Source organism: Streptococcus sp. SR4 (genome assembly GCF_000517725.1).
In the GTDB taxonomy this organism is placed as follows: Bacteria; Bacillota; Bacilli; order Lactobacillales; family Streptococcaceae; genus Streptococcus; species Streptococcus salivarius_F.
Genome location: NZ_AZYW01000031.1, coordinates 30,659 through 55,978 on the forward strand (window position 1 = coordinate 30,659; position 25,320 = coordinate 55,978).

The following is a 25,320-nucleotide window of genomic DNA, read 5'->3' on the forward strand; positions in this document are numbered from 1 at the left end:
TCAAAAAACGTTTTGTATACTGAAGGCTAGTTTTAACAATTTTAGTCTAAACAGTACATATTTCAACTTATTTGGTTGGTCTTTCATTTGAGAAAGAGAAACACTATTCTTAAGCAATTCTTGTTTCACTTCATTCGTAATTTCTATATATTGTTTATCTAATTTAGATTTATACAAACTTGCTAATATATGAACCAATCCGTTTACATAATAAAGTTGCGAAATTTGTAATTCTTCTTTATTTAATTGTGAACGGACAAAGTCAGAATAGAAAACTTCTTTGTAGAATCCAAACATATCACTAAATTTCTTCTCGTTCCATGACTGAGTAATAGAATCGGGGTTATCGATTAGATAGTGATAATACTTTTGATTTGTCGCATAGACCTTTTTAGCTGATAAAAAGAGTTTGTAATTGGTACCAAGATCCTCATAGTATTTACCAATAGGAAACTGAATATCATTATCAGTAAATAAAGACTTTCTATAAATTTTGTCATTAGCAAAACCAGTAATATAACTATGCTTAAGCATCTGCACAAAAGCATCTTTACCCTCAAAAACTTGAGTCACTAATGAATCTGAAACTATAGCATCTTCTTCACCTTTCACGAACTCACGATTAAAAGAGATAATATCAAACTTCTGGGATTCCACCACTTCTGCTAACACCATAAAGGTGTCTGGTTCAATCCAATCATCTGAATCAGGGAAATAGACATATTCTCCCTCAGCATGAGAAATACCAGTGTTACGAGCTGCAGATAGTCCACCATTCTTCTTATGAATAACTGAGATAAAGTCATACGCTTTAGCATAGTCATCACAAATTTGAGGAGAATTATCAGTACTTCCATCATCTACAAGTAAGATGTCATAGTTCTTCCACTCTTGAATAAGGATACTCTCAATACAACGTTTTAAATATTTTTCGACATTATAAACTGGAATGACGACAGTTAAAAGTACATCTTCTTTCATTTTTTCATCCTTAATTTATGACGTATAAAACCAATACTATACTTCTCTATGTTTAATTTACTACGAAGAATTCTTTTCCAATATGTCCAATAAAATTTATTTTTCGTGACTTCTTCGATTTCTTGTATCGAAAGTTCTTCTCCAAATACCAACTTATTCGGGATAACATAAAATGATTCTATAGGTTCAAATTCAGGACATTCAATTGTCCTTTTTTGAAAATGTGCATATAGCGGATGTTTGATAACTAATTGACCATCAATTAAATTAATCGATTTCAAGCCATGTTTCTGTGACCAAGAATAATAACGTTTAGGCTCATCTTCTCCATATTCTCGAAAAGAAAAATGGCTGATATCAATATCATCAAAAAACTTATCTTGTAATTGTTCAAAACCAGATTTTTCAAAGAGGATTTGAATACCTTTTTCTTCATCAAAAATAAAATTTTGTTCACTAGTGAAGACATTTTTGTAATTCAGACGATAATTTAAGTCTTTACCTGACATAAATATACGATTAACTTCTTGTGAATTTTTAAATATTTGTAGATGACCTAAAAGACCATATCGAACATAGTCATTATCAAAAAAGCTATGTTCTTTAAGAAATTGATAAATATCACCAAGTAAGACATCTGTGTCACAAAAGCCCCAGTAATCATAACCCTTTAATTCTTCTTCAAAGATAAGCCCATAAGCAACTTTATAGTCACATAATTTATAAGGTGTTTTAAGAGAAATCTTAAAATCAAACTTAGACTGAACTTTTTCCCTTATCTCATCAAAAGAAAGAGTGACAAATTCTATATTATTAGCATTTAATATAGTAAATTGGTCAACCTTTTGATCTGTATAAATTAAGAAATCAATCTTTTGATTACGTTTAGCAGTCAACAAAAAATATGGGAAAAACTTTGGAAGTTTTCCAAAGTATGGAATAATAAGTCTTATCTTTTTCATTTGGTTAAGTCCTCTCCACCCTTATTCAACCAAGTTACAGCATTAAAATAGCGGTGGTAAGTTTTTAAATCAATACCAACATGCCCTTGCTTTTCAGCTGATTTAAAGTGGACCAATGAAGGTAAGTCACTATAATTCTTTGAAGAGAAGATGACCTTACTCTTGTACGGAAGCTCTTCAAACTCTTTCATCAACTCATAAGTGCAGGCATCATTATCATTGAACTTAAAATACAAATTATCCCAATGCATTCTCTTCAAACGGCGTTCCCATTTTTGAGTAGCTTCTTCTTCATCTGCATAATGCAAAAAATGAAGTTCAATATCATCAAGAAGTGCAAGTGGATAAGCATTATCAAAGTCTTTGATATATTTTGATTCCTTAACAAATTTCAAGGGGATGTCTCCGCTCAAATAGTGTTTTAAATTCTTGAGCATCTTGATGTAATCAGGCGAAAAGACAAACATCCCTACAAATGGTGTTTGATAAGGCAACCCCAACTCCTGATAAACTTTCCCAGCCCAACAATTATCACAAATAATCGTGAATTTTTTATTCTTGAGTCTTCGTCTAGGAATAAAATTAATAATTGGATAAACGATAGGTTTTAATTTATTTTTTAGTGTTTCGCTGTTCATATTAGTACTTCTTATATAGCTCTGAGAAATTACGAATATAACTTTGTAATGAAAAGAGTTCTTTTTGGCGTTTGACAGAAGCCTTACCAAATTGTTCTCTCTTCTCAGTATTATCAGCCAATTCTTGAATAGCCTTAGACAATTCTGCAGGCTGATTTGGTGTGGCAAGAAGACCGTTTTCACCTTCCTTAACCATTTCACAAACACCACCATGACGGTAGCCGACTACAGGTTTGCCACAAGCCATTGATTCGAGAACTACAGTAGGTAGAGGATCTGGATTGGTACTTGGCAAGACAAAGATATCATACATATTATAGAGCTCTGCCGTCTTGCTATAATAATCGATACGCTTGATTTGCCCAGCTACTGGTGAGTCTGATATAGCCTTCTCCAACTCATCAACTCGCCATTCTTCACCTTCAAAAGCACTCCCCGCCAGAAAGGCTACTGCTTTTGGATTAGCCTTTAAGATTGGAGTCACAGCTTCTAAGAAGTCGCCTTGACCTTTCCATGCATTCACTCGACCAACCATTCCGATAACCAAAGCATCCTGTGCGATACCAAACTGATCACGGACTGCACTAGCATCCATTTCATGATAGACGGCATTGTCAACACCATTATAGATGACTTGAACTTGGTCATTTTTTACAAAACGAGACTGCTTGACGTGGTTAGCCACAGCATTTGAAACTGTCACAATCGTATCAGCATAACGCCCCATCAAAAAGTTGATGAAATCAGATATTGCTTTTGGTTTGACGATAATTTCATGCACATGCCAAATCAAAGGTAATTTCAACTTACGTTTGAGATAAATCCCCTCAAGTACCGCAGTCGTATTATTGTGAATAAGAGTAATGCCATTATCCTTAGCATATTTAGCAATTTGCTTTGAATAACGATTATAAGAGCCAAAATACTCAAGAATTCCCTTAGGATTAAAATATTTACGGCGCAAGATTGGATAATCGATAACTTTTACCTTAGCCCCAACCTTTTCCAATGCACTCACTAAGACACCATCGTTAGGCAAGATGACATGAGCTTCAAAGGCATCTTTATCCAACCCCTTAATAAGCTCCAACAAAACCTTGTCAGCACCATACATTTCGGCACCAGCGTGAAGATATAAAATTTTCTGCATTTCTATCCTTTAAATACTTTCTCGTAGTCTGTAACAATTTTTTCCCAAGTAAAGGCTTCAGCAATACGTTTACTTGATTTTTGATTGAGGTCTGCGATAGCTTGTTCATCTAATTGCTCAGCTTGATCAATGACACTTGTCAATTGGTCTTTTTTCCAATAGAGAGCACCATCTTCACCCACTTCACGGTTAAAGCCAACATCCAACAAGAGATTGAGCTTAGTAGACTCAAGAGCCTCAAGAAGAGATGGATTAGTACCACCTACTTCATGGCCATGGAAGTAAGCAAAGGCATTCTCACGAATGTATTTGAGCAATTCTTGGTCATAGACAGTTCCGACAAATTTCACACGACGATCCTTGTCAAAACCAGTTTCCTGACGCAACTTGTCGTAGAATTTGTTTTCTTCAACATTGGTAATGAGTACAAAGTCCTTGTCAGAGTTAGATGCCATAAAGCCACGAATCATAGCCTCATAGTTATTCTCAGGCACAAAACGTCCTACAACAAGGTAATAATTGTTTTCAATGACACCCTTTTCAAAATACCATGTGCGAACCTTATCATCAACCTTAGTCAATCGAGATTTAGTTGTGTCTGTCCCATAGGCAATATAAGTTGTTTGAGGACGATACTTCGCATAATCCTTTTGAATATAAGATTCAATGTTTTTACTATCACAAATCAAAAAATCTGCATGTTTTACCATGAGTTGCTCAGAAATTTTCCAATATTTACGAACTGGAAGACTCCATTTCGCACGAAGCCATTCATGACCGTCCGGGTTAACCATAAGGGTACCACCGATAGCCTTGATTTTCTTTTTAATACCTGAGATAAATGGACCGATTCGGCAAGCCAAAACATAAAAGATTGGTACTTGGTCATTGTTTTCCTTAGCAATTTCAATGGCCTTATTAAGAGCTGCAATGTCATAAGCGATGGCACGTGCAGGCCCGATATTTGGGACGTCGATATTGTAGCATTTTGCACCGTTATGTTCAAAAGTGTCTGCTGTAATACCTGATTTAGCAGAGTTTTCACGCATACAAGCTACATAATATTGGATATCTTTGTCTTGTTGGAACTCTGTTAACTTCTCAACAAAGGTCTCAAATCCACCATATTTTGCTGGAATTCCCTTAGAACCAACGATATAAACTGTTTTTGTCATTTAATCACCATTAAAAGAAATGGAGAAAGCCATCACTTTGCTCCATCCTTCATTACTACTACTTTAATTGTTTTCAATAAGATTTTGATATCGCGCCAGATTGTCCATCCGTCCATATAAGCAACGTCTAATTTTACAACTTCATCAAAATCTGTAATTTCACTTCGACCGCTTACTTGCCAAAGACCAGTAATACCTGGTTTAAAGCTGAGGCGACGTTTTTGTTCCGGTGTATAAGATTCGTACTCATCCAATGTTGGTGGACGTGTTCCTACCAAGCTCATATCACCTTTTAGAACATTCCAAAATTGTGGAAGTTCATCAAGACTCGTTTTACGAATGAAATGTCCGATTTTGGTAATACGTGGATCATTGTCCATCTTAAACATACCACCAGACATTTGATTCTGTGCCATCAAGTTCTTCTTAATTTCTTCAGCATCTACTCTCATAGAACGGAATTTATAAAACTTGAAGATACGTCCATTCTCACCCACACGGTCTTGAGCAAAAATGGCTGGACCACCATCTTTACGAATAAGTGGATAAAGGAAGATTCCAACAATCCCACAGAGCACCAAACCAACTAGGGCTCCACAGATATCGAGGAAGCGTTTCGCCAAGATATCTCCATAGCTATAAAAATGCGTTGAAAACGTAACAACCTTGAAAGGACCCAATTGTTGGATACGTTTTTCACCTTGACTCATAAATTCAAGGGCATTCAAATTAATGGATACTGGAATTCCCATGAGCTCAAAAGGTGATGCATAATCCCAAATCTTATACTGCTCACTTGGCAGATTAATCAAAACTTGGTCTACTACTGAGTGTGTCGCATATTCGATTAAATTTTCAGGTTTAACACTCTTGATAAATGGATCAGTGAAATAAGGATTATCCAAGACACAAACGGCTGTAATCCTACCATCCATATTGTCTTTCATACGAGACAAAACATTTTCTAGACGTGCCTGATCAGAAATCAAGAGAATATTCTTGTTACTTTTACGACGTGTATAAATTGATGAACGGAAATACTTTAGAACAGTATTTGTAACGTATAAGAGAACACCTGAAATCAGGGTAACATAGAGAAGTCCGCGACGTGAGATAGAAAAACTTCCATCTGCAAAAAACGAGAGGAAAGTTGCAATTAGAGCAAATATGAAACAATATTTGACAGTTGCAATGAGTTCATCCAAGTAGCCTCTATACTTAAGATTTTCATAATAACTACTGATATAGTAAGACACTACATGTACGACACCTAAAAGGACAATGCTTCCTTGGGTAATCTCTGTATAAGGTATTTTACTAGCTACCATGGCTGCGAAAACAACCACTACCAACTGTATAATACCAATTTCAATGCGACGAATTTCTTGTTTTTCTTTCACTCTAAACCCCTTTTTAATCTGTTAAGGTATAAGGAGCCGCATCATCCCCATTAATGCTATCCTTTTCTACGACGATGTGCTCTTGAATGACCTTCTTTTTGGTCTGATTTTTTCCCGTACTCGCCATATGATCCGTAAGAACCATATGATCCATACTTATCAACTGTCATGTCAACTTTATTAAGGACGACACCTAAGAATTGAGAACCACTTTGTCCCAGTTGTTCAACGGCCTTAGTTACGAAACGACGTTTGATTTTCCCAGCTGCTGTAACCAAAAGACTGGCATCAGCCTGATGGGCAATAATAACGGCATCAATAACCAAACCTATTGGTGGTGTATCGATAATGACATAATCATAACGACTACGAGCAACTTCCATCAAATGTCTAAAATTGTCATTTTGCAAAAGACTTGTTGGATTAGGTGGTACAGGACCAGATGCAATGACATCCAAACCAGAAATATCAGTTTGGCAAATCGTTTCATTCAAATCTGCATTTCCTGAAAGGAAATTTGAAAGACCTTTATAAGGCTCATTTGACTTAAATGTACCTGACAAAACAGAATTACGAGTATCAGCATCAATGAGAAGTGTTCGAAGCCCAACACTAGCAAATGAAATCGCCAAGTTTACAGATGTCGTTGATTTTCCTTCACCAGCTTCAACAGAGCTAATCGCAATCACTTTCATCTGTGCACCAGAAAATTGAATATTTGTGCGAATGGCATTGTAATACTCTTCTGTTTGTTTGGCAAAGTTTACTTTAGATTTTACTAACTTTAATAGAGGCATTTCTTCTCCTTAAATTTTATCTGTATCAGGGACAATTCCAAGAAGTGTCATTCCAAGGGCATCTTCCACATCTTCTGGACGGCGAATACGATCATCTAGGATCTCACGTACCAATACACCAACAACTGCAAGGAATCCTCCAAGCAATGCTCCAAGAAGCACGTTACGTTTGATATTTGGTGAAGATGGTGACTCTGGCAATTTAGCTTCTTCAAGTGTTGTGACATCTTCAACTTTTGTCACGTTCTTGATTTTTTCTGAAGCAACTTCACGAACCTTATTGGCAAGTGTTTGCGCATCTTGACCAGTTTTAGCATTAACAGAAATTGAGATTAGACGAGTATCAGTAGGAATATTGACTGAAATCATTTTAGCAAGTTCAGCTTCTGTCATATTCAATTTTTCATCTTTGATAACTTCTGACAAGACATCGTTTGATGTAATAATTTCTTTGTAGTCTTTTGTCAAAAATGTACCGGCCTGCAAATCTTGAGCAGAAAGGTTTTTGCCATCATTAGCTTGGTTAACCACATAGATACGTGTAGAAGACGTATATGTTGGTTGAATGAGGAAATAAGTTCCCAAGAAGGCAAAGACAGCGACATAGAAGGCTGTAAAAAGAATAAATACCTTTTTAGTCCAAAGTTTGTGCAATAATGCAAGCACGTCGATTTCAACACGCTTCGTGTTTTCCTGAGTCATAGTTTCTCCTATATGTATTGATTTTCAAGTAGTGTTTGTGGATTTTCAATGAAAAGGTTACGAGCACGTCGCGTTCCGTAAGTCTTTTCGATAATAGCGTAGGCATCTTTCATAAACGGTGGTCTTGGGCCGAGATTATGCATGTCACTAGCAACCATATGAACCAAATTTTTTTCCAAGAAATAACGGACACGTTTCTTTCTTACTTTATCTTTATCGCCAAAGAGCTTTGGTTTGAGGACATGTGAGCTATTGACTTGAGTATAGCAGCCCATATTGATGATTTCTCGAACACGATCAGCATTTTCTTCGAGGGCATCATAGCGCTCAATATGAGCAACAATTGGTGTCACTCCTGCCCGCAAAACATTGCTAAGCCCACTATGAATTTCTTTCCAAGAGGTGCGAGCACTAAACTCAATCAAAGCAAATTGAGTATTGTGCATGCGTGGAATGAGATTCTTTTCAAGCTTCTCCACAATATCTGAGGTGTAATAAAGTTCACCACCATAATAAATAGTTAAGTCTGGATAAAGTGCTTCTGCTTCTTCTTTTACCTTAGAAAAGTTTGCAAAGATTTTATCCTCTGGGGTTTCAAACATTCCCTTACGACGATGGGATGTTGAAACAATCGTACGCACTCCTTGCGCATAGCTTTCGCCAATGAGGTCAAGACTTTCTTCTAAAGTTTTAGGACCATCATCAACATCAAAAACAATATGTGAGTGAACGTCAATCACTTATTTTTCCTCCATCAAATTGTTGATAGCTTGAGAGGCGCTTTCCACACTAGAATCATCCAGTTTCATCATGTAGAGACTAGAATTTGGCATAGCATAAGAGGTCAATTGTCCGGTTGAACCTGTACCTGTTACTGCTTGAGAAGTCACCGTAAATTTAGAACCTGAATCAAGTTGTGTATTGGCCAGAGCATTAATGGTATCTAGAGACATATTCGTCTGAACAGAGTCTTGAAGATTGTTAACGATTGAAGTAAAGTTTGATACAGAATTTAGTGAAGCTAACTTGTTTACAATCGCAGAAATCACTTTCTCTTGGTTCTTACCACGGTCATTGTCTCCTCCATCCAAACTATAACGCTCACGAACAAAGCCAAGGGCTTGTTCAGAATTCATTTGGATATCTCCAACTGGGAAATCAAACTTCCCGTGAAGACTCGTGAAGGCTTGATCATTATGAACTGTCACACCACCAAGTTGGTCAATCAACTTAAGGAAAGATGTGAAGTTAATACGTGCATAGTAATCAATCTTAATGCCATAAAGATTTTCCAGAGTTTTTTCAGATGTTTCAACGCCATAAATACCTGCGTGGGTTAATTTATCATACTGGTCTGCCCCTCCATCAGGAATCTTAACGTACGCATCACGTGGAGTGGTCGTCAAGAGAATCTTATGTGTGTTCATGTTAACGGTCATAATGATATTGACATCTGAACGTGACACTGTTGAAATTGAACCGTAGGTATCAATACCACTAATATAAATATTGAAGACTTTTGAATCTACTTGTTTTGCAGAATTGTTGTTCTTCTTTTTAATTTTATAAGTATAGATTGTTTTTAGATTTGAAGCATAGTTACTATCGACAGACTCTAGTAGGCTAGCATAAGAGCCACTCAAGACCATAGCTTTAGATTTGCCAGACTTAAGATTGTCATATGCTTCTTGATATGAAGCAACATCATCAACTTTAACATCAACCTTTTTGTCTTTCTTTAGAGCAGACATCAAGGTGTCGATATTGTTCTTATCAACCTTAGTTGGTGCTTGTACGCTAGTAAGCTGACTCACATCTTTGATGTCACTATCCTTAGGAACCACTATGCTCATTTCTACTTCAGAAAATGAAGCCGTCTGATTCATACGGTTAGTGATATCAATCATTTGTTTAAAACCAAAAATACCAACCAGAGAAACTAGCGAGAAGATAACCAATACAGCCGTTGTCACTAGTGGTGATTTCTTAGTCTTCTGAAGGAAGATGCTAATAGCAAGAACTACCAACAAACCAATGGTGATAATGATGTTCAAAAACCTAAATGATAGGAAATTATAATTGAACATTGTGAATAATAAGACCAATGCTAAAATAGCATACAGAATGGTCAACCCAACGTTGACCATCCCCCACGATCTATTACTCGTACGTTTTTGCTTACGATTCGTACGCGAACTCATATAAATTGCTCCTAAAAATTAAAATTAGACATTTCCCATTATCATTATAACATTACTATAACTTCATTTCAATTGTCATTCTTTTTAAAAAAGAAGAAACCGTTTTTCATTATGATATCTAGCATTTAATTTCTATCATTTTTTATAATATTGTAAACTTATTTTCACATTTTTAGTGGTTGAACCTTAAATTGTCGGATATTTACCTATTTATTACAAGTCTTTTTCTTCCAAATATTTTTATTTTTTTCTAGTAGTTTGAAAATTTTTAACCTAATGATTCTTCGAGTAGATCTTAGTTACAACACAAAAGGACGACCTAATGGCGTCCTTTTACAGATTAGTCTGCAATTAGTGTTTCAAGACCAACTTTCATCATGTCAGTGAAAGTGTTTTGACGTTCCTCAGCTGTAGTGTCTTCATCTGGATTGACCAAACTATCAGAAATAGTCATGATGGCAAGAGCATCTACTTGGTGTTGAGCTGCAAGGTAGTAAAGTGCTGCTGCTTCCATTTCAACAGCCTTCACTCCCCACTTACCAAGCTCAATGTTTTTTTCGAAATAATTTGAATAGAAGACATCCGAAGACAAGACATTACCAACATGTGTTGTCATACCGAGATCTTTGGCAATGTGGTAAGCCTTATCCAAGAGATCGAAACTTGCAATTTGTGGGAAATCGTATTGTGGCCAATCATTACGGATAATGTTAGAGTTTGTCGCTGCGGCTTGTGCTAGAACTAACTCACGAACGTGAACATCCTCGTTCAATGAACCAGCAGTTCCCACACGGATCAATTTTTTAACACCATAGTCAACGATAAGCTCACGCGCGTAAATAGAGATCGATGGCATCCCCATTCCTGTTCCCATTACTGAGACACGTTCACCTTTATATGTTCCTGTGTAACCAAACATGTTACGAACCTCATTGAAACATACAGCATCCTCAAGGAAATTCTCAGCAATGAATTTCGCACGCAATGGATCCCCTGGAAGAAGAATTTTATCAGCAATTTCTCCTTGCTTAGCAGCAATATGAATAGACATAATATAATATACCAAGGGCATTAAAGAGGCAAAGTAAAAATAGGAAATCCGACAAAGATGCTTCGCATCTAGGAGGATTTATCTTTTTTACACAGCCTCTAGCCCGGGTTCAGTTTCAAACCCGAACTACCCTTCCTTTCATTTTTTGATGGTAAAGGAGCAGACAGAAAACAAATGAAGACTATCTATTTTCCGAGCTTTCCGCTCGTGTTCAAATCAGAACACACGCTCTACCTTTCTTAATTTTTATTTTTAAATATTTTTCTACTATTATATAGTGGATAAATAACTACTTTAAAAGTGGATTAAGCTTGAGTCAATGAATCAAGAAAATTGTATAACTTTTTGTTCATTTCAGAATAATCGTTGGCACGTAATTGTTCAGGTGTTTGAACAAAAGGCAAGTCTTTATTTTGCTTACGTAAATGCTCTTCACCGTCAGCAGCTATAAGTAAATCACTGGCTTCAGGATCAAACTCCAAGTGTGCCTGAAAGGCATAGTGTTTAGGACTGAAGCGAACAATTTGACGTGGACAACCTTGACTAGTAGCAAGAACAACTGCATTATCAGTCAATCCAGGCATATCACCATGCCAGTGGCCAGTATTTAGAGTTGTGCCAAAACCTTTGACATGCTCATCAGCTAATCCATCATCCGTAAGTGTTATTGGAAACACACCAATTTCGCGTTCTGGACTATGCTCATACTTACCACCATAGGCTACAGATAAAAGTTGAGCACCTAGGCAAACCCCAACAATATAGATATCAGCAGCAATTGCTTTTTGCATAAATGCAATCTCAGCCTCTGGGTCATAATAAGGAAAGGCCTGACGATCCTCATCAGGTGACTGAGGGCCACCCATCACAATTAGAAAATCAATACCTTCAACGGTTTCAGGAAGAACCTCTTCCTCATATACCTTGGTTGATGTGATATTATGCCCACGGTCTTGAGCCCATTTTAAATAGGCTCCTGGAACTTCGAACGTTTCGTGTAAGATAAAATGAATATTCATTGTTTTTTCTTCCATCTATTTTTAATTATCCTCGATAGTAGACTCGCTAAGATTAGTGGTACTGCTACCAGCTCTCCTTGACCAGTAAAACCTAAAACCAAGGCTATCCCAGTTAGAGGAGCATCTAAAGTTGTTCCTAAAAATACGGTTGCACCAAGTAACATTCCTAGAGTAGTATTGAGGGATAAACCAAAAATCTCAAGACATCTTGTCAATAGGAAACCCAATCCGGCACCTAAGGTAAAGGAAGGGGTTAGGGTTCCCCCATAAGAGCCTGCCCATAAAAGTAAACATACCATAAGACCTTTGACGACAAGGATAAGAGGTAGGTATGCTGAACCCCCACCTGAAAATAACCATTGTGCTAGAACCTGACCATTTCCCATGATTAAAGGATAGAAAGCTGCAATCCCACCTAATACTACATAAGATAGTGGCATGGTCCACAGAATACGTTTATCAGTCATACGACTCTTACTCGCACTTTTAGCTAAGACTTTAAATACAAGAGCAAGCGGAGTTACAAACAGCGTCAAAACAAGAATCTGTATCAAACTAGTAGGATGTAAGCTTACTTTATCAACTAAATATATAGCTTTCCCACCAACAATTGGTCGGGCGCAATAGGCCGATAGGTAGGTTGAGAAAAGAATGACGACTATATTTTTTAGTTTCCATCCAACTCCGAGAGTTTCCAAAACAAACAAAGCACTAGCAAAGGGAACTTGGTAAACTGCAGCTAAGCCCGCACCTGCACCACAGGCAATCATGAGTTGTCTTTCAGAAATTTCTAAGCCTAGTCCTTTAGATAGACTACCCGCACATAAGGCACCTAGTTCCCGTGGAGCTCCTTCTTTACCTACTGAAGCACCTGCTCCAACGATTGCTACCTGTACTAAAGCGTGTAGACTCTGGCCAAGAAAATTTGGACTCTTCTTACCAACGAGTTGCTTAGCCTTACTAATAGAAAGGAGGGACACTCGTCTCTGAAGGAAATACCAAAATAAACTAGCCAAAACACCTACTACAAGCAATACTGCAAATCGTCGAAAGGGACTTACAGAGTTAAACTGTGACAATAAATTCGATTTATCATTACCAAATACAAGAATTTGTATAAACTCCAAAAGGTAATGACAAAGAATGCCTACCAAACCTGAAGCAATACCGGTTCCAAAAACAGCTAAACTTAACCTAGTCGACTTGGGGAGCCAAGTCAAACTCTTTCTTTCTTGATTACCCATATATTAGAGTATGACTAAAATTGCTTTAACCAACTTTTCCTACTGTCTTTAGAGTAGGGTCAATCCCTTCTTTGTTTTTATTTCATAGTAAGGCAATCTCGTGTTGAATTAGGAAAACTAAAACTAGCATTCATTCTTTTACCTTTTTAACTATATTCTAGTCTTAATGATTTTGTTCTTTGTTATAAGTAGTTTATCTCTGAATGACCTAAAGTAGTTCTTAAAAACGCAAATGGCAAAGTGTAAATTGTTTTATTATATTGCGATACCATTTCATTATAGTGTAATTTTTGATTAGCAACTAGTACTTCTGACTCTTTAATCTCAGCAATCAGATCTTTTATACTTTGATCAGCGGTAATACTTGTATCCCTTTCTATTTCCTCTAAAATCTTATTCTTTGTTTCTTCAACTTTAGTAGAGTATTCGTGTTTAGAAGAATTTCCAGATTCACCATAAAACTTACGCTTAGATTCTGAATGATTAGCTTTGTTTTCATCGTTAGTAAAATTGTTGACAGACTTTTTTTCTTCCAATAATTCTGAGACATTTTTCCTAACAGACATTTTCAACTCATGGTCAACAATCTTATCAGTTAATTCACGCAGTTGCGCAATTAGCTTTTCCACATATTTTTCTTTAATTTCAATTGCACTGTATGAAGATTTGATCAATTCTTTTAAGTTAACAGCTTTATGGTATTGAAATAGAAATGCTATTATCATGTAGCTAAAAATTGCAAATACTATAGATGCGCCTTGAAACGGTTCATAGTTTATATCACTACCACTTGAATCTATTGCAGAAAATATAACCAACCAAACGAAGGTCAATAAAGCTACTATAAAAACTCCACGAATGATACGAAATAATGGATTATTCACTAAATTTGACATCAATTATTCCTTTTTAAAGTTCAGCTAAAATTGCTTTAACCAAGCCTTTAAAGTTCTCTTTAATTTGTTCAGTCACAGCAACGACTTCTTCATGATTAAGTTCTGATTGGAAGCCAGCTGCAAAGTTTGTAATGGCTGAAATTCCAAGAACTTTCAATCCTGAGTGAGCTGCTACAATAACTTCTGGAACTGTAGACATACCAACAGCATCTGCACCCAGTGTCTTGAATGCACGGATTTCAGCTGGTGTTTCATAGGTTGGACCTGTCACACCGATATAAACACCATCATCCAATTTGATACCAAGTTTATCAGCCACTTTATGAGCGGTTTCACGGTATTCAGGTGTGTAAGCTTTAGACATATCAGGGAAACGTGGACCAAAATCATCCAAGTTTTCACCGATCAATGGGTTTTGACCAGTCATGTTAATGTGGTCAGTGATGGCCATCAAAGTACCAGGGCCAAAGCCGATACCACCTGCTGCATTGGTTACAACAACTCCTTCACATCCAAGAGCTTTCATAACACGTACAGGGAAAGTAACGACTTCAAGCGGATTTCCTTCATAAAAATGGAAACGCCCTTGAAGAGCCAAAACCTTACGTCCAGACAAAGTTCCGTAAACAAGTTTTCCAGCATGACCGACAACCGTTGATTGTCCCCAGTTTGGAATATCCGCATAGTCAATGACAATTGCGTCTTCCACTTCTTCAGCCAACTCACCAAGTCCAGAACCTAAAATTAAACCAAACTCAGGTTTTTCAATTCCTTTGCTTTCCAAAAATGCTTGAGTAACTCTAATTTTTTCAAGTAGCGACATGTTATTTCTCCCTTAATTTTATTTCATTCTTAAAAAGTGACCAATTTTTGAAAAAGTTCTTGCATTTCGAATGGTTATATCAGGATAAAAAGGTGTTTTCAATAACTTCTTATGATAAGCTGTTTGTCTATAAGTTGATTTATCATACTTTACCCAGTAGACACCAAGTTGACCAAAATGAAGTATTTCATCTTTTAACTCTAAAGAGTTAATAATCTTCTTCATTTCATTTTTATCAAGTCTTTCAGTGAAAAAGAGAACGTCTTTTCTATAGAAATCCTCAGACCACCACTTTGGCAAAGAAGCTAGGTCATTCTGATAATCTTCAAGAGTAAAAAGAGAAAATACCTTTATAAAAGGATAGTTCTTATCTAAAAAACGTTCCAAAATCACAAGGAGCTCTTCTTTTCTCAAAGATGAATTGAAGAAAAAATTTCCACTATTAATATAGGAAGAGACATTTGTCATACCGAGATTTTCTAACTCACGACAGAAGTCTCCCATGACTACCTTATGACGGCCACCAACATTTACCCCACGAACCAAGAATGCATATCGTTTCATCTTAGACAAGTTTATCCAAGAAACTTTCTCCAATCATGGCTTTGTCTACACCAAAGTTTTCAGCGATTGTTGCTGAGATATCAGAGAAATAACCTACTGGAATAAGTCCATTTCCTTTGAATGATGGACTGTAAGCCAAGAATGGAATATATTCGCGAGTATGGTCCGTACCTGCATAAGTTGGATCATTTCCATGGTCAGCAGTAATCATCAAGAGATCATCTTCACGCATAGCAGCAATGATTTCAGGCAAACGTTGGTCAAATTCGTGCAAGCAATCACGATATCCATGTGGGTCACGACGATGTCCATAAAGGGCATCAAAGTCTACCAAGTTTGTGAATGAGAAACCATGTTTGAAGTCTTCAGAAGTCATAGCTTTAATCAAATTATCAATACCATGGCTATTTGATTTGTTGTGTCCCATATCGTGGTTGATACCAGCTCCATTGAAAATATCATTGATTTTACCAACGGCATAAGTATCGATACCAGCTTCATTCAATTTATCCAAAACAGTTGGTGCAAATGGTGAAACAGCCAAATCACGACGGTTAGACGTACGAGTGAAGTTTCCAGGTTCACCAACGTAAGGACGAGCAATGATACGCCCTAGAAGAGCTGGACGCTCAAGGGTAATTGAACGTGCATATTCACAAATACGATACAACTCATCCAAAGGAATAACGTCTTCGTGTGCGGCAATTTGAAGAACTGGGTCAGCTGAAGTGTAAATAATCAATTCACCAGTTTCCATTTGACGAGGTCCAAAGTCTTCAATAACAGCCGTACCTGAGTATGGTTTATTAGCTTCACGAATGACTTTACGTCCTGAGAATTCTTCAATTTTAATGAGAATTTCTTCTGGGAATCCGTTCCAGAAAGTATCAAAAGGTTCAGTAATATTGAGACCCATGATTTCCCAGTGACCAGTCATCGTATCTTTACCAAGAGACACTTCCTGCAATTTTGTTGCATAACCAGTTGGGTTGCTCTCTGCTGGTACTGTTTTCAAAGGTGTTTCACGAGGAATATTTCCTAGACCAAGCTTAGCCATATTTGGCACATTCAATCCTACAGATTTAGAGATGTGACCAAGGGTATCTGAAGCACCGTCTGGCACACCTGCATTGACAAAGTCATTGGCATCTGGAGCAGCACCAATTCCTACTGAATCAAGAACGACTAAATGCATTCGGTTAAATTTGGACATAACAACACCACAAAGAGCTAAAATCTTTTCGAAATTACCTCTTGCCTTTCTATATTATTTAATAGTTTGAAAATAATTAATTAGTTTTACTCATTAAAAGTGAGGGGAATAAAAATCGGACTAGGCCTTAACTTCAACGACCTTAACACCGTCTTTTCCTGCAACGATGACTTTGTTAACCATGCCATTGAACAATCCATGATCGACAACCCCTGTCATAGCTTTTAGTTCTTCACCAAGAGCTACTGGATTTTCAATCTTACCTAAATCAAGATCGATGATATAGTTCTTCATATCTGTAACAAAGCGGTCACCTTGTTCCGTAAGTCGGAATGATGGCTTATAGCCCTTAGACTCAAAGACACGGTACAGACGGTCAGCACCATATTGAACCACTTCAACTGGTAGTTTGAAAGCACCTAATTGATCAACCATTTTAGACTCATCAACCACCCAGATATATTCTTTTGTAGGTGTAGCGACGATTTTTTCCATCAAAAGGGCGCCACCGCCACCTTTAATCCCGTTGAGTTGAGGGTCTACTTCGTCGGCTCCATCAACAGTAACATCAATACTGTCAATGTCATCCACTGCCTTCAAAGGAATGCCTAAGCCTTCAGCCTGTTTAGTGGTTTGACTTGATGTCGTTACACCAACAACACTAAGACCTTCTTCCTTAATACGACGGCCAATTTCCTCTACAAAGAAGTAGGCTGTTGACCCTGTACCGAGTCCAACAACCATTCCATCTTCAACATATTTGGCAGCGGTTACACCAGCGATTTTCTTAAGTTCTTCCATGCTCGTCTCCTTGCATCTTTCTAAAATAGTCGTTCAAAACAATTATAACATGTTTCACCAGTAAATAGAAATAATATGAGGGAGGAAAAACGAGCAAAAATAAAAACTAGACCCTAAATAGAATCTAGTTTTGATGGGGAACTAATTTAATAGCACCACTTAATCTTCTTTACGACGTTTGAAGAATCCTACAAAGGCTGCAAAAATCATTGAAAGAAGTCCAATAAATCCAGCATTGCTAGTGTGCTCACCAGTTTGTGGCAACTCAGCTTGAGGCACTACAGGAACTTCAGTATCTGGAGTTGGTGTAGTTGGTGGTGTCACTGGAGTTGGAGGAGTAACAGGTGTTGGTGGAGTAGTCGGTGGTGTTGGTGGTACCACGTGAGACTCTCTCTCAACGACATAGTTCTTGTGCCATACAACACTTGGTTTTTCAGGAGTTTTAGGTTCTACTGGTTTAGCAGGAACTTCAACTACTTTTGGTGTTGGTGGCGTTGGTGCCGTTGGACCTGTTGGTGGTGTTGGTTCAACCGGTTTTTCTGGAACTTCAACCACTTTTGGTGTTGGTGGCGTTGGTGCCGTTGGACCTGTTGGTGGTGTTGGTTCTTGTGGTTTGCCAGGAACTTCAACTACCTCTGGAGTTGGTGGCGTTGGTGCCACTGGCTCTTTTGGAGGTGTTGGTGGTGTTGGTTCTTGTGGATTGATACCAACTGTTTTAACGACTGGTTTAACCGGTGCTGTTGGTGGTGTTGGTGCCTTAGGTTCTTCAGGTTTTTCACCTGGATTCTTAGGCAAACCAAGGTTAGAGTTGATTGCGAACCAGTAAACTGTTGGTGCACCATCAGCATTTGCACCTTCAGCAGTAAATACCAAGTGACCATTAGTCATCTTGATACCTGCACCTCCATAGTAGAGGTAAGGTGAATCAGCGTTATCCCAACCTGTCAATTCTGATGTTGTCTCACCATTAAAGACTGCACCATGGTCAATGTATTGGTTATCATTGACTGATGTTACTTCTTTAGTGGCAGCATCATAAGTAACTGATGATTTTGGAATAGCGATGAATTGGTTATCACCAATATTTACATATTCTTGGTGGCGAGTTGATTGGTATTTTTTCTTAGGTGTGAATGTAATCAAACCAGTTTCAGCAGAAACACTGTATGAACCAATAATATCATCTTTATCACCAAACGTATAATCTTGGTTACCAAGAGCGTGGCCATTACCGCTACCTGAAGCATTAAGAGTTGTTACATCAGTTGGAATTTCACGTGAGACAACCCATTCTGAACCATTCCAGTCAGTGATAGGAACCACTACCTTAAGTGGGTTCTCATCTGAAATGTTAACTGTAGCTCCACCAAAATCTGCGTAACCAGATTTTGTAACAACTTCACCGTTTTGGATTGCCAAAGTAGAACCATCTGCGTAAGGATTGTAAGTACCGCGAACAGTATTACCATTAACGTCTTTCGCTTCTACTGTAAGTGGACGTGGGCGCTCAGATGTTTCAACATAAGCTGCACCGTTCCAGTGGTTAAGTGAGTTAAGTGCTACGATAGCATTACGCTCACTAAGGTTGAACATTTTACCATCTTTATCGTAAAACTCAACATCTACAGCTACTTTAACTGGTTTATCTTGATCAGTTGATGCTCCAACTGTCATAGTTACTGTTGGATCCTTACTGATTTTCGCGATACCTTTTCCGTCGTTTGATGGAAGGCTAACGATTTCGTAACGGTAAACAACACGTTTGATTGCTGATGCTTCATTCTCAACAAGCATGCTTGATTGGTTCAAGCCATCATAAGTAACAACAAATTTGTCACCTTCTTTAACTTGAATCCACTCGTCTTCAGTGTTTGTCCAAGGACTGTTTGAGACAATGTCAGATGCTTGTAACTTGTTAGAAGCATATTGGAAAACATTACTTGTGTTAAGACGCTCCTGTGCTTCTTTTGTCAAGTAGTTGCTTACACCTTCAACTTTGTGTGTCGCATCGTTTTCACGTTGGAAAGTCAATTCTTGAACAACTTCAGCATCTTTAAGGTTACGATATACAGGATCATTCATGTATTTATCGTAAGCTGTTTTAGCATCTTGGTATTGTTTAAGTGCTGTTTGGTAAACAGCTAATTTGTTTTGATACTCAAGGTACTCTTGGTCATATTTAGCTTTTTGCTCATTGTAGACAACCAAGGCAGCTTCGTATTTAGCTTTAGCATCTGCATTGTATTTTTCAATAGCTTGTTTTGTTTCAAGATCTGCTTCATAAGCTGTTTTCTTAGCGTTATAAAGTTCAAGATTCTTGTCATATGCTGCTTTTTCTACATCATATTTAGCTTTTGCTTCATTGTATGCTGCTAGCTCAGTTTGATATTTAGCTTCAGCTTCAGCGTTACGTTTTTCAGTAACAACTTTTTCAGCTACTTTATTATCATAGTTAGCTTTTTCAGCATTGTATTTAGCTTTATCGCTATTGTACTGAGCAAGGGCTGCTTCATAATCAGCTTTTGCTTGGTTATATGTTGCCAATTCTGCTTGGTATTTAGCTGCAGAAAGCGCATTTTCTTTATCAGCGGCTTCTTTTTCTGCTACCTTAGCATCATAAGTAACTTTCTTAGTCTTGTACTCTGAAAGAGCTGAGTCATAAGCTTGCTTAGCAATTTGGTATTGCTCTGAAGCTTTATCATGAGCTGTTTTTTCAGTATCATATTTAGCCTGAGCTTCAGCATTTGTTTTATCAGCAAGTGCTTTCTCAGCTAATTTGGCATCATAGTTTGCTTTTGCTTTATCATAGTCAGCTTTATCTGACTTGTATTGTTCTTTAGCCGCTTTATAATCAGAAACGACTGTATTGATTTTCTCTGCTTGTGCTTTATTATCTGCAGCAGCTGCTTCAACAGTTTCTTTGGTTTGAGCAGGTTCTTCCTTAACCTCAACCCCTTCGTTAGTTGCAGCTGTTTTTGCAGCTTCTAAGCTTGTATTTGTTACTTCACTCGTTGTAACAGTTGTGTTGCCTTCTTCAGTAACGTTAACAACTTTCTTTTCAGTTGAATCTGCTACGGCTGAAGTGTTTTCTTCAACAGCATCTGTTGCTTCAACTGCTGGTGTTGCTGAATCTGTAGTTGTTGCTACCTCATCAGCGCTTGCATTTGAAGCTCCTACTGCAAGAACTGCAGTCCCCAAAAGAACAGAAGCCGCACCAAGGCTAGACTTTCTGAGTGAATAACGTTGTAATTCCTTTTTCCCCATTTAAATTACGTCCTTCTATATTTAGTTATGTTCATATTCTAACAAAAGAAAGAACCATGTCAATTTGAGATATCTCATAAAAACACCCATTCCTTTAAATTCGATTAGATTCTTAAATTCAAATACTTTTTAATATCAAAATATTTGATAGACAAAACCCTATTATTAATGGCGTTTTCGATACAAAAAGGAGGTTTAATTTTATAATATCTAGTCCAATTCGCTTTAATGTTTTTTTATTGAAAAGATTATGAAAAACAATCAACTATAAGCTTTCATTTTACTTTTCATAGTGATATTTAGCTTTTGGATAGCTATTTCACCTAAATCATGTCCTCTCCTTTCCCCTATTAGTTTTAACATTCAAAGTTATTTATGCCGATAATATGCAAAGAATAAGTAACAAAAAAAGACTAGACTGTCTTGCATAGCAAAACAACCTAATCTTTCATTTTATCTTATTAATGTTTACGTTTGCGAGCTGACCATAGACCTGAAAGGGCTATTGAAAGCAAGCCTATACCTGTTACAGATGCTAATTTTTGGTTAGAGTCACCTGTTTCTGGCAATACGGCGCTATTAGTTCTTTCTGTTTCTTGCTTAGCAACTACAGAAGAAGTTGGTGTAACGCTTGGTCCTGTAGGTGTTCCAGGAGTTTTTGGTTTTTGAGGAGTTGGTGGCGTCGTTGGTACTGGACGTGTTACGCGCTCAACAAGGTAATTCTTATGCCATTTTACTTTAGGAGTCACAAGCTCTTTAGGTGAAACAGGTTTATTAGGTACGTTTACCACAACCATAGTTGGTGGTGTAGGTGCTTTAGGTTCTGTTGGTGGTGTTGGTTTGGTTGGCTCTCCAGGTACCTCTACAACTACTGGTGTAGGTGGAGTCGGTGCTTTTGGCTCTACTGGAGCCGTGATTTTACGTGGCTCAGCTGGCACTTCAACTAGAGCTGGAGTTGGTGGCGTTGGAGCTTTTGGCTCTGTTGGGGCCTTTGGTGCCTCTCCATCAACTGTAACCACAGTGTAGTTAGGTTCTGTCGGTGGTGTTGGAGCTTTAGGTTCTCCTGGTTTACTTGGTTCCGCAGGAACTTCAACAACTGTCGGAGTTGGTGGTGTTGGAGCCTTAGGCTCTGTTGGAGCTGTTGGACCCTCAGCATCAACTGTAACAACTGTATAGTTAGGTTCTGTTGGTGCCGTAGGGGCTGTTGGCGGCGTTGGTTCTGTTGGTACCGCTGGAAGAACTTCCAATGTAATCGTTGGTGGTGTTGGAGCCTTTGGTTCTTCAGGAGCTGTTGGCTCTTTTGGTGCTTCACCAGGATTTTTTGGAATACCAACATTTGAGTTAATTGCAAACCAATATACTGTTGGTTGACCAGCAGCATTAGCTCCATTGGCCGTAAATACCAAGTGACCATCAGACATCTTCAAGCCTGCTCCACCATAATAGAGGTATGGAGAAGATGGATTATCCCAACCTTCAAGAGTCGCTGAAGATTCACCATTAAAGATTGAGCCATGTTCAATATATTGGTTGTCTTTAAACGACGTTACTTCTTTAGTAGCGGCATCATAAGAAACACTAGAATTTGGAATTGGAATATATCTATTATTGCCAATATTTACAGACTCTTGGTGCTCCACATTTTCAAATTTCTTCTTAGGAGTAAAGATGATACGTCCTGAAGTTGGATCAATCGTATAAGAACCGATAACATCATCTTTACCATCTAATGTGAACTCATCTGTTCCGATAGAGTGACCATTCCCAGCACCTGAAACATTGACTGAAGTTGCGTCAATAACAGTTTCTTCACTAACTGTAAATTCACTACCATTCCACGTTGCTTTTTGTGCCACAATCTTGATTGGGTTTTCAGCAGAGATAGTGACGTCAGCAGTACCAAAGTCAGCTGTTCCATTTTTAACAACAACTGCATTGTTTTCAATGCTCATTGATGAACCATCTGCATATGGATTCCAAGATCCTCGAACAGTGTTACCATCTTTATCCTTGGCTTCTACTGTAAGGGCACGAGGTTTATCCCCACTATCTACATAAGAAGCACCTGTCCAGTGGTTAAGAGAGTTCAAAGCAACAATCGCATTGTGCTGTGTCAAATCAAACTTATTGCCATTACCATCATAGAATTCAACATCTACAGCAACTTTAACTGGTTTATTTTGGTCTGTTGAAGCACCGACTGTTAGTGTTACAGTTGGGTCTGAGCTAACGGCTGCAATTCCTTTACCGTCATTTGATGGAAGACTCAAAATTTCATAGCGATAAATCACTCGCTTGATTGGATGCATATCCGTATTTTCACGCATGCTTGACTGATTCAAGTTATCATAAGTAACAACAAATTTATCGCCTTCCTTAACTTGAATATACTCAGTTTCATTATTAGCCCAAGGACTAGTTGCTACAATATCTGAAGCTTCCAATTTATTGGAATCATACTGATGGACATTGCTTGTATTCAAACGAGCTTGAGCATCACGAGTGAGATAAGCACTGATGCCATCGATGGTATGAATGGCTCCACCTTCACGTTGGAAGGTCAAATCTTGAACAGTTTCTACATCTTTTAGATCTTGGAAACCATTATCATTCATGTACTTATCATAGGCTGCCTTAGCATCTTTGTACTGTGCCAAAGCTGTTTGATATTCAGCAAGTTTTGTTTGGTAGGTAGCAAAATCTTTGCCGTATTGCTCTAAATCTACATTGTATTTTGCAAGCTCAACCTCATACTTAGCTTTTGCAGCATCTTCTTCTGCTTTAATAGCAACAAGTTGATCATAGGCTGCTTTATCTTTATCGTATTGCGCTTTCTTAGCTTGATATTCTTGTAAATCTTTATCGTATTGCGCTTTAGCTGTATTGTAAACAGCCATTTCTGCGTCATACTTGGCTTTAGCTTCCGTATTTGCCTTATCAGCTGCTGCTTTTTCGGCTACTTTGGCATCGTAGGCTACTTTAGCAGTCTTGTAGGCAGCTAAATCAGTTTGATATTTTTCGTAAGCCGTATTGTAAGCAGTAAGATCTTTCTCATATTGCTCTTGAGCAGCCTTATCAGTAATTTCTGCTTGTGTTTTCTCAGCTACTTTAGCATCATAGGCTGCTTTTTTCGTATTGTATTCAGCTAGAGCGGCATCATATGAAGCCTTATTTGTCTTATATTTAGACAAGGCTGCTTCGTAAGTGACCATTTCCGCATCATACTTAGCTTTAGCTTCTGCATTAGCTGCATCAGCTGCTGCTTTTTCGGCTACTTTAACATCGTAGGCGGCTTTGGCAGTCTTGTAGGCAGCTAAATCGGTTTGATATTTTTCGTAAGCGGCATTATAAGTAGCTAATTCTTTCTCATACTGCTCTTGAGCAGCCTTGTTTTCGATTTCTGTACGAACTTTTTCAGCTACTTTAGCATCATAAGCTTCCTTCTCAGCATCATATTTTGCCTTGTCTTTGGTATACTGAGCCATAGCAGCTTCATAGTTCTTCTTAGCAGTTTCATAAACAGCCAACTGTACCTTATAATCAGCTTCTGACTTAGCATTAGCTGCATCGGCAGCTGCTTTTTCTGCGACTTTAGAATCATAAGTTAATTTTTGAGTATTATACTCTTCCAATGCTGCATCATAGGCTTTTTTATCAGCTTGGTACTTAGCTAACCCTTTTTCATAAGCAGCTTGATCAGTATCATACTGTGCTTTAGAAGCAGCGTTTGCTTTATCAGCTGCTGCTTTTTCGGCCACTTTAGCATCGTACTCAGCCTTAGCCTTATCATACTCAGCTACATCTTTTTTGTGGCTTTCTTTTGCTTTCTGATAATCAGAAACAACCGTATTAATCTCTTTTGATTGAGCTTGATTGTCAGCAATAGCACCCTCTAGGGTTGTATGTGTTTGAGGTGCAGTTTCTTCGACTTCTACCCCTTCTTTTACCGCAGAAGCTTTAGCATCCTCAAGACTATCAGTTGTAACAACACTTGTTGTTACAGTGGTATTTCCTTCTTCTTTGACAGAAACAACTTGCTTCTCTGAATAATCAACAGTCGTTGCCGGATTGGCAGCAGTATCTGTTAGCACAGAAGCACTAAGTGGTGTATCAGTAGCAGCTGAAGTTGAAACCTCATCTGCATGTACACCAGTTGCCCCCATCGCAAGAATGGTTGTCCCCAAAAGAACAGAAGCAACTCCAAAGCTATACTTCCTGATTGAAAAACGTTGTGAATCTTTTCTTCCCATATCACAAATTTCCTTCTATATTTTCTTAACACCTAAAGTCTATCACTTTTAAACTTTCTGTCAATAGAATTGTCTTAATATTTTCAAAATTTATACTATTTTTCAATTTGTAAGTGTAATTTAATTGATTCTTTAGTTTAAAAGGACGGCTACCTTAATTTTATATGTTACTTCTTCTGAAAATTAGAA

20 protein-coding genes are annotated in these 25,320 nt (G+C 37.7%); all 20 read right to left on the reverse strand.

Annotated features, from left to right (window positions below; all coding sequences use genetic code 11):
• Window positions 1-981, reverse strand: a complete 981-nt coding sequence (locus HMPREF1519_RS04010) for a glycosyltransferase (RefSeq protein WP_037611230.1) — start codon at window positions 979-981, stop codon at window positions 1-3.
• Window positions 978-1,943, reverse strand: coding sequence for a DUF6625 family protein (locus HMPREF1519_RS04015; protein ID WP_037611231.1), 966 nt, complete (start codon window positions 1,941-1,943; stop codon window positions 978-980). The genes HMPREF1519_RS04010 and HMPREF1519_RS04015 overlap by 4 nt, the downstream gene beginning before the upstream one ends.
• Window positions 1,940-2,581, reverse strand: a complete 642-nt coding sequence (locus HMPREF1519_RS04020; RefSeq protein WP_037611232.1) for a DUF1919 domain-containing protein — start codon at window positions 2,579-2,581, stop codon at window positions 1,940-1,942. Before HMPREF1519_RS04020 ends, HMPREF1519_RS04015 begins: the two co-directional genes overlap by 4 nt.
• A 1-nt stretch (window position 2,582) precedes the next feature.
• Window positions 2,583-3,731 carry a glycosyltransferase family 4 protein gene (locus tag HMPREF1519_RS04025; RefSeq protein WP_037611233.1) on the reverse strand — a complete coding sequence of 383 codons (1,149 nt, stop codon included), beginning with the start codon at window positions 3,729-3,731 and terminating at the stop codon, window positions 2,583-2,585.
• Between the two features lie 2 nt (window positions 3,732-3,733).
• Entirely contained in the window at window positions 3,734-4,906 is a 1,173-nt protein-coding gene (cps2T, locus tag HMPREF1519_RS04030; RefSeq protein WP_037611234.1) for a beta 1-4 rhamnosyltransferase Cps2T, read from the reverse strand.
• A 32-nt stretch (window positions 4,907-4,938) separates the two neighbouring features.
• The gene (locus HMPREF1519_RS04035) at window positions 4,939-6,306 is read right to left on the reverse strand and encodes a sugar transferase (protein ID WP_022496052.1); all 1,368 of its coding nucleotides are present in this window, start codon (window positions 6,304-6,306) and stop codon (window positions 4,939-4,941) included.
• 56 nt (window positions 6,307-6,362) lie between these two features.
• The gene (locus HMPREF1519_RS04040; protein WP_022496053.1) at window positions 6,363-7,103 is read right to left on the reverse strand and encodes a tyrosine-protein kinase; all 741 of its coding nucleotides are present in this window, start codon (window positions 7,101-7,103) and stop codon (window positions 6,363-6,365) included.
• Window positions 7,104-7,112: 9 nt separating this feature from the next.
• Entirely contained in the window at window positions 7,113-7,805 is a 693-nt protein-coding gene (locus tag HMPREF1519_RS04045; RefSeq protein WP_022496054.1) for a capsular polysaccharide biosynthesis protein, read from the reverse strand.
• An 8-nt stretch (window positions 7,806-7,813) separates the two neighbouring features.
• The gene (cps4B, locus tag HMPREF1519_RS04050; protein WP_002884982.1) at window positions 7,814-8,545 is read right to left on the reverse strand and encodes a capsular polysaccharide biosynthesis protein Cps4B; all 732 of its coding nucleotides are present in this window, start codon (window positions 8,543-8,545) and stop codon (window positions 7,814-7,816) included.
• A complete protein-coding gene (gene cpsA / locus HMPREF1519_RS04055; protein WP_022496055.1) occupies window positions 8,546-10,006 on the reverse strand; it encodes an LCP family glycopolymer transferase CpsA in 1,461 nt (486 codons plus the stop codon).
• A 340-nt stretch (window positions 10,007-10,346) separates the two neighbouring features.
• On the reverse strand, window positions 10,347-11,057 hold the full coding sequence (gene deoD / locus HMPREF1519_RS04060) for a purine-nucleoside phosphorylase (protein WP_002884979.1): 711 nt from the start codon (window positions 11,055-11,057) through the stop codon (window positions 10,347-10,349).
• 305 nt (window positions 11,058-11,362) lie between these two features.
• The gene (locus tag HMPREF1519_RS04065; protein ID WP_037611243.1) at window positions 11,363-12,076 is read right to left on the reverse strand and encodes a type 1 glutamine amidotransferase; all 714 of its coding nucleotides are present in this window, start codon (window positions 12,074-12,076) and stop codon (window positions 11,363-11,365) included.
• Entirely contained in the window at window positions 12,073-13,320 is a 1,248-nt protein-coding gene (locus tag HMPREF1519_RS04070) for a chloride channel protein (protein ID WP_037611235.1), read from the reverse strand. Before HMPREF1519_RS04070 ends, HMPREF1519_RS04065 begins: the two co-directional genes overlap by 4 nt.
• Window positions 13,321-13,502: 182 nt before the next feature.
• Window positions 13,503-14,216: a LemA family protein gene (locus HMPREF1519_RS04075; RefSeq protein ID WP_037611236.1), complete on the reverse strand. Its 714-nt coding sequence runs from the start codon at window positions 14,214-14,216 to the stop codon at window positions 13,503-13,505.
• A 13-nt stretch (window positions 14,217-14,229) separates the two neighbouring features.
• Window positions 14,230-15,039, reverse strand: a complete 810-nt coding sequence (locus HMPREF1519_RS04080; protein WP_037611237.1) for a purine-nucleoside phosphorylase — start codon at window positions 15,037-15,039, stop codon at window positions 14,230-14,232.
• Between the two features lie 18 nt (window positions 15,040-15,057).
• On the reverse strand, window positions 15,058-15,603 hold the full coding sequence (locus tag HMPREF1519_RS04085) for a DUF1697 domain-containing protein (protein ID WP_022496345.1): 546 nt from the start codon (window positions 15,601-15,603) through the stop codon (window positions 15,058-15,060).
• Between the two features lies 1 nt (window position 15,604).
• The gene (locus HMPREF1519_RS04090; protein ID WP_022496344.1) at window positions 15,605-16,816 is read right to left on the reverse strand and encodes a phosphopentomutase; all 1,212 of its coding nucleotides are present in this window, start codon (window positions 16,814-16,816) and stop codon (window positions 15,605-15,607) included.
• Window positions 16,817-16,936: 120 nt separating this feature from the next.
• Window positions 16,937-17,617, reverse strand: coding sequence for a ribose-5-phosphate isomerase RpiA (gene rpiA, locus HMPREF1519_RS04095; protein WP_002884973.1), 681 nt, complete (start codon window positions 17,615-17,617; stop codon window positions 16,937-16,939).
• Window positions 17,618-17,776: 159 nt separating this feature from the next.
• On the reverse strand, window positions 17,777-20,881 hold the full coding sequence (locus HMPREF1519_RS04100) for an LPXTG cell wall anchor domain-containing protein (RefSeq protein WP_022496343.1): 3,105 nt from the start codon (window positions 20,879-20,881) through the stop codon (window positions 17,777-17,779).
• Between the two features lie 461 nt (window positions 20,882-21,342).
• Window positions 21,343-25,131 (reverse strand): YSIRK signal domain/LPXTG anchor domain surface protein, encoded by a 3,789-nt coding sequence (locus HMPREF1519_RS04105; protein ID WP_037611238.1) that lies wholly within the window; start codon window positions 25,129-25,131, stop codon window positions 21,343-21,345.
• Window positions 25,132-25,320 lie beyond the last annotated feature (189 nt).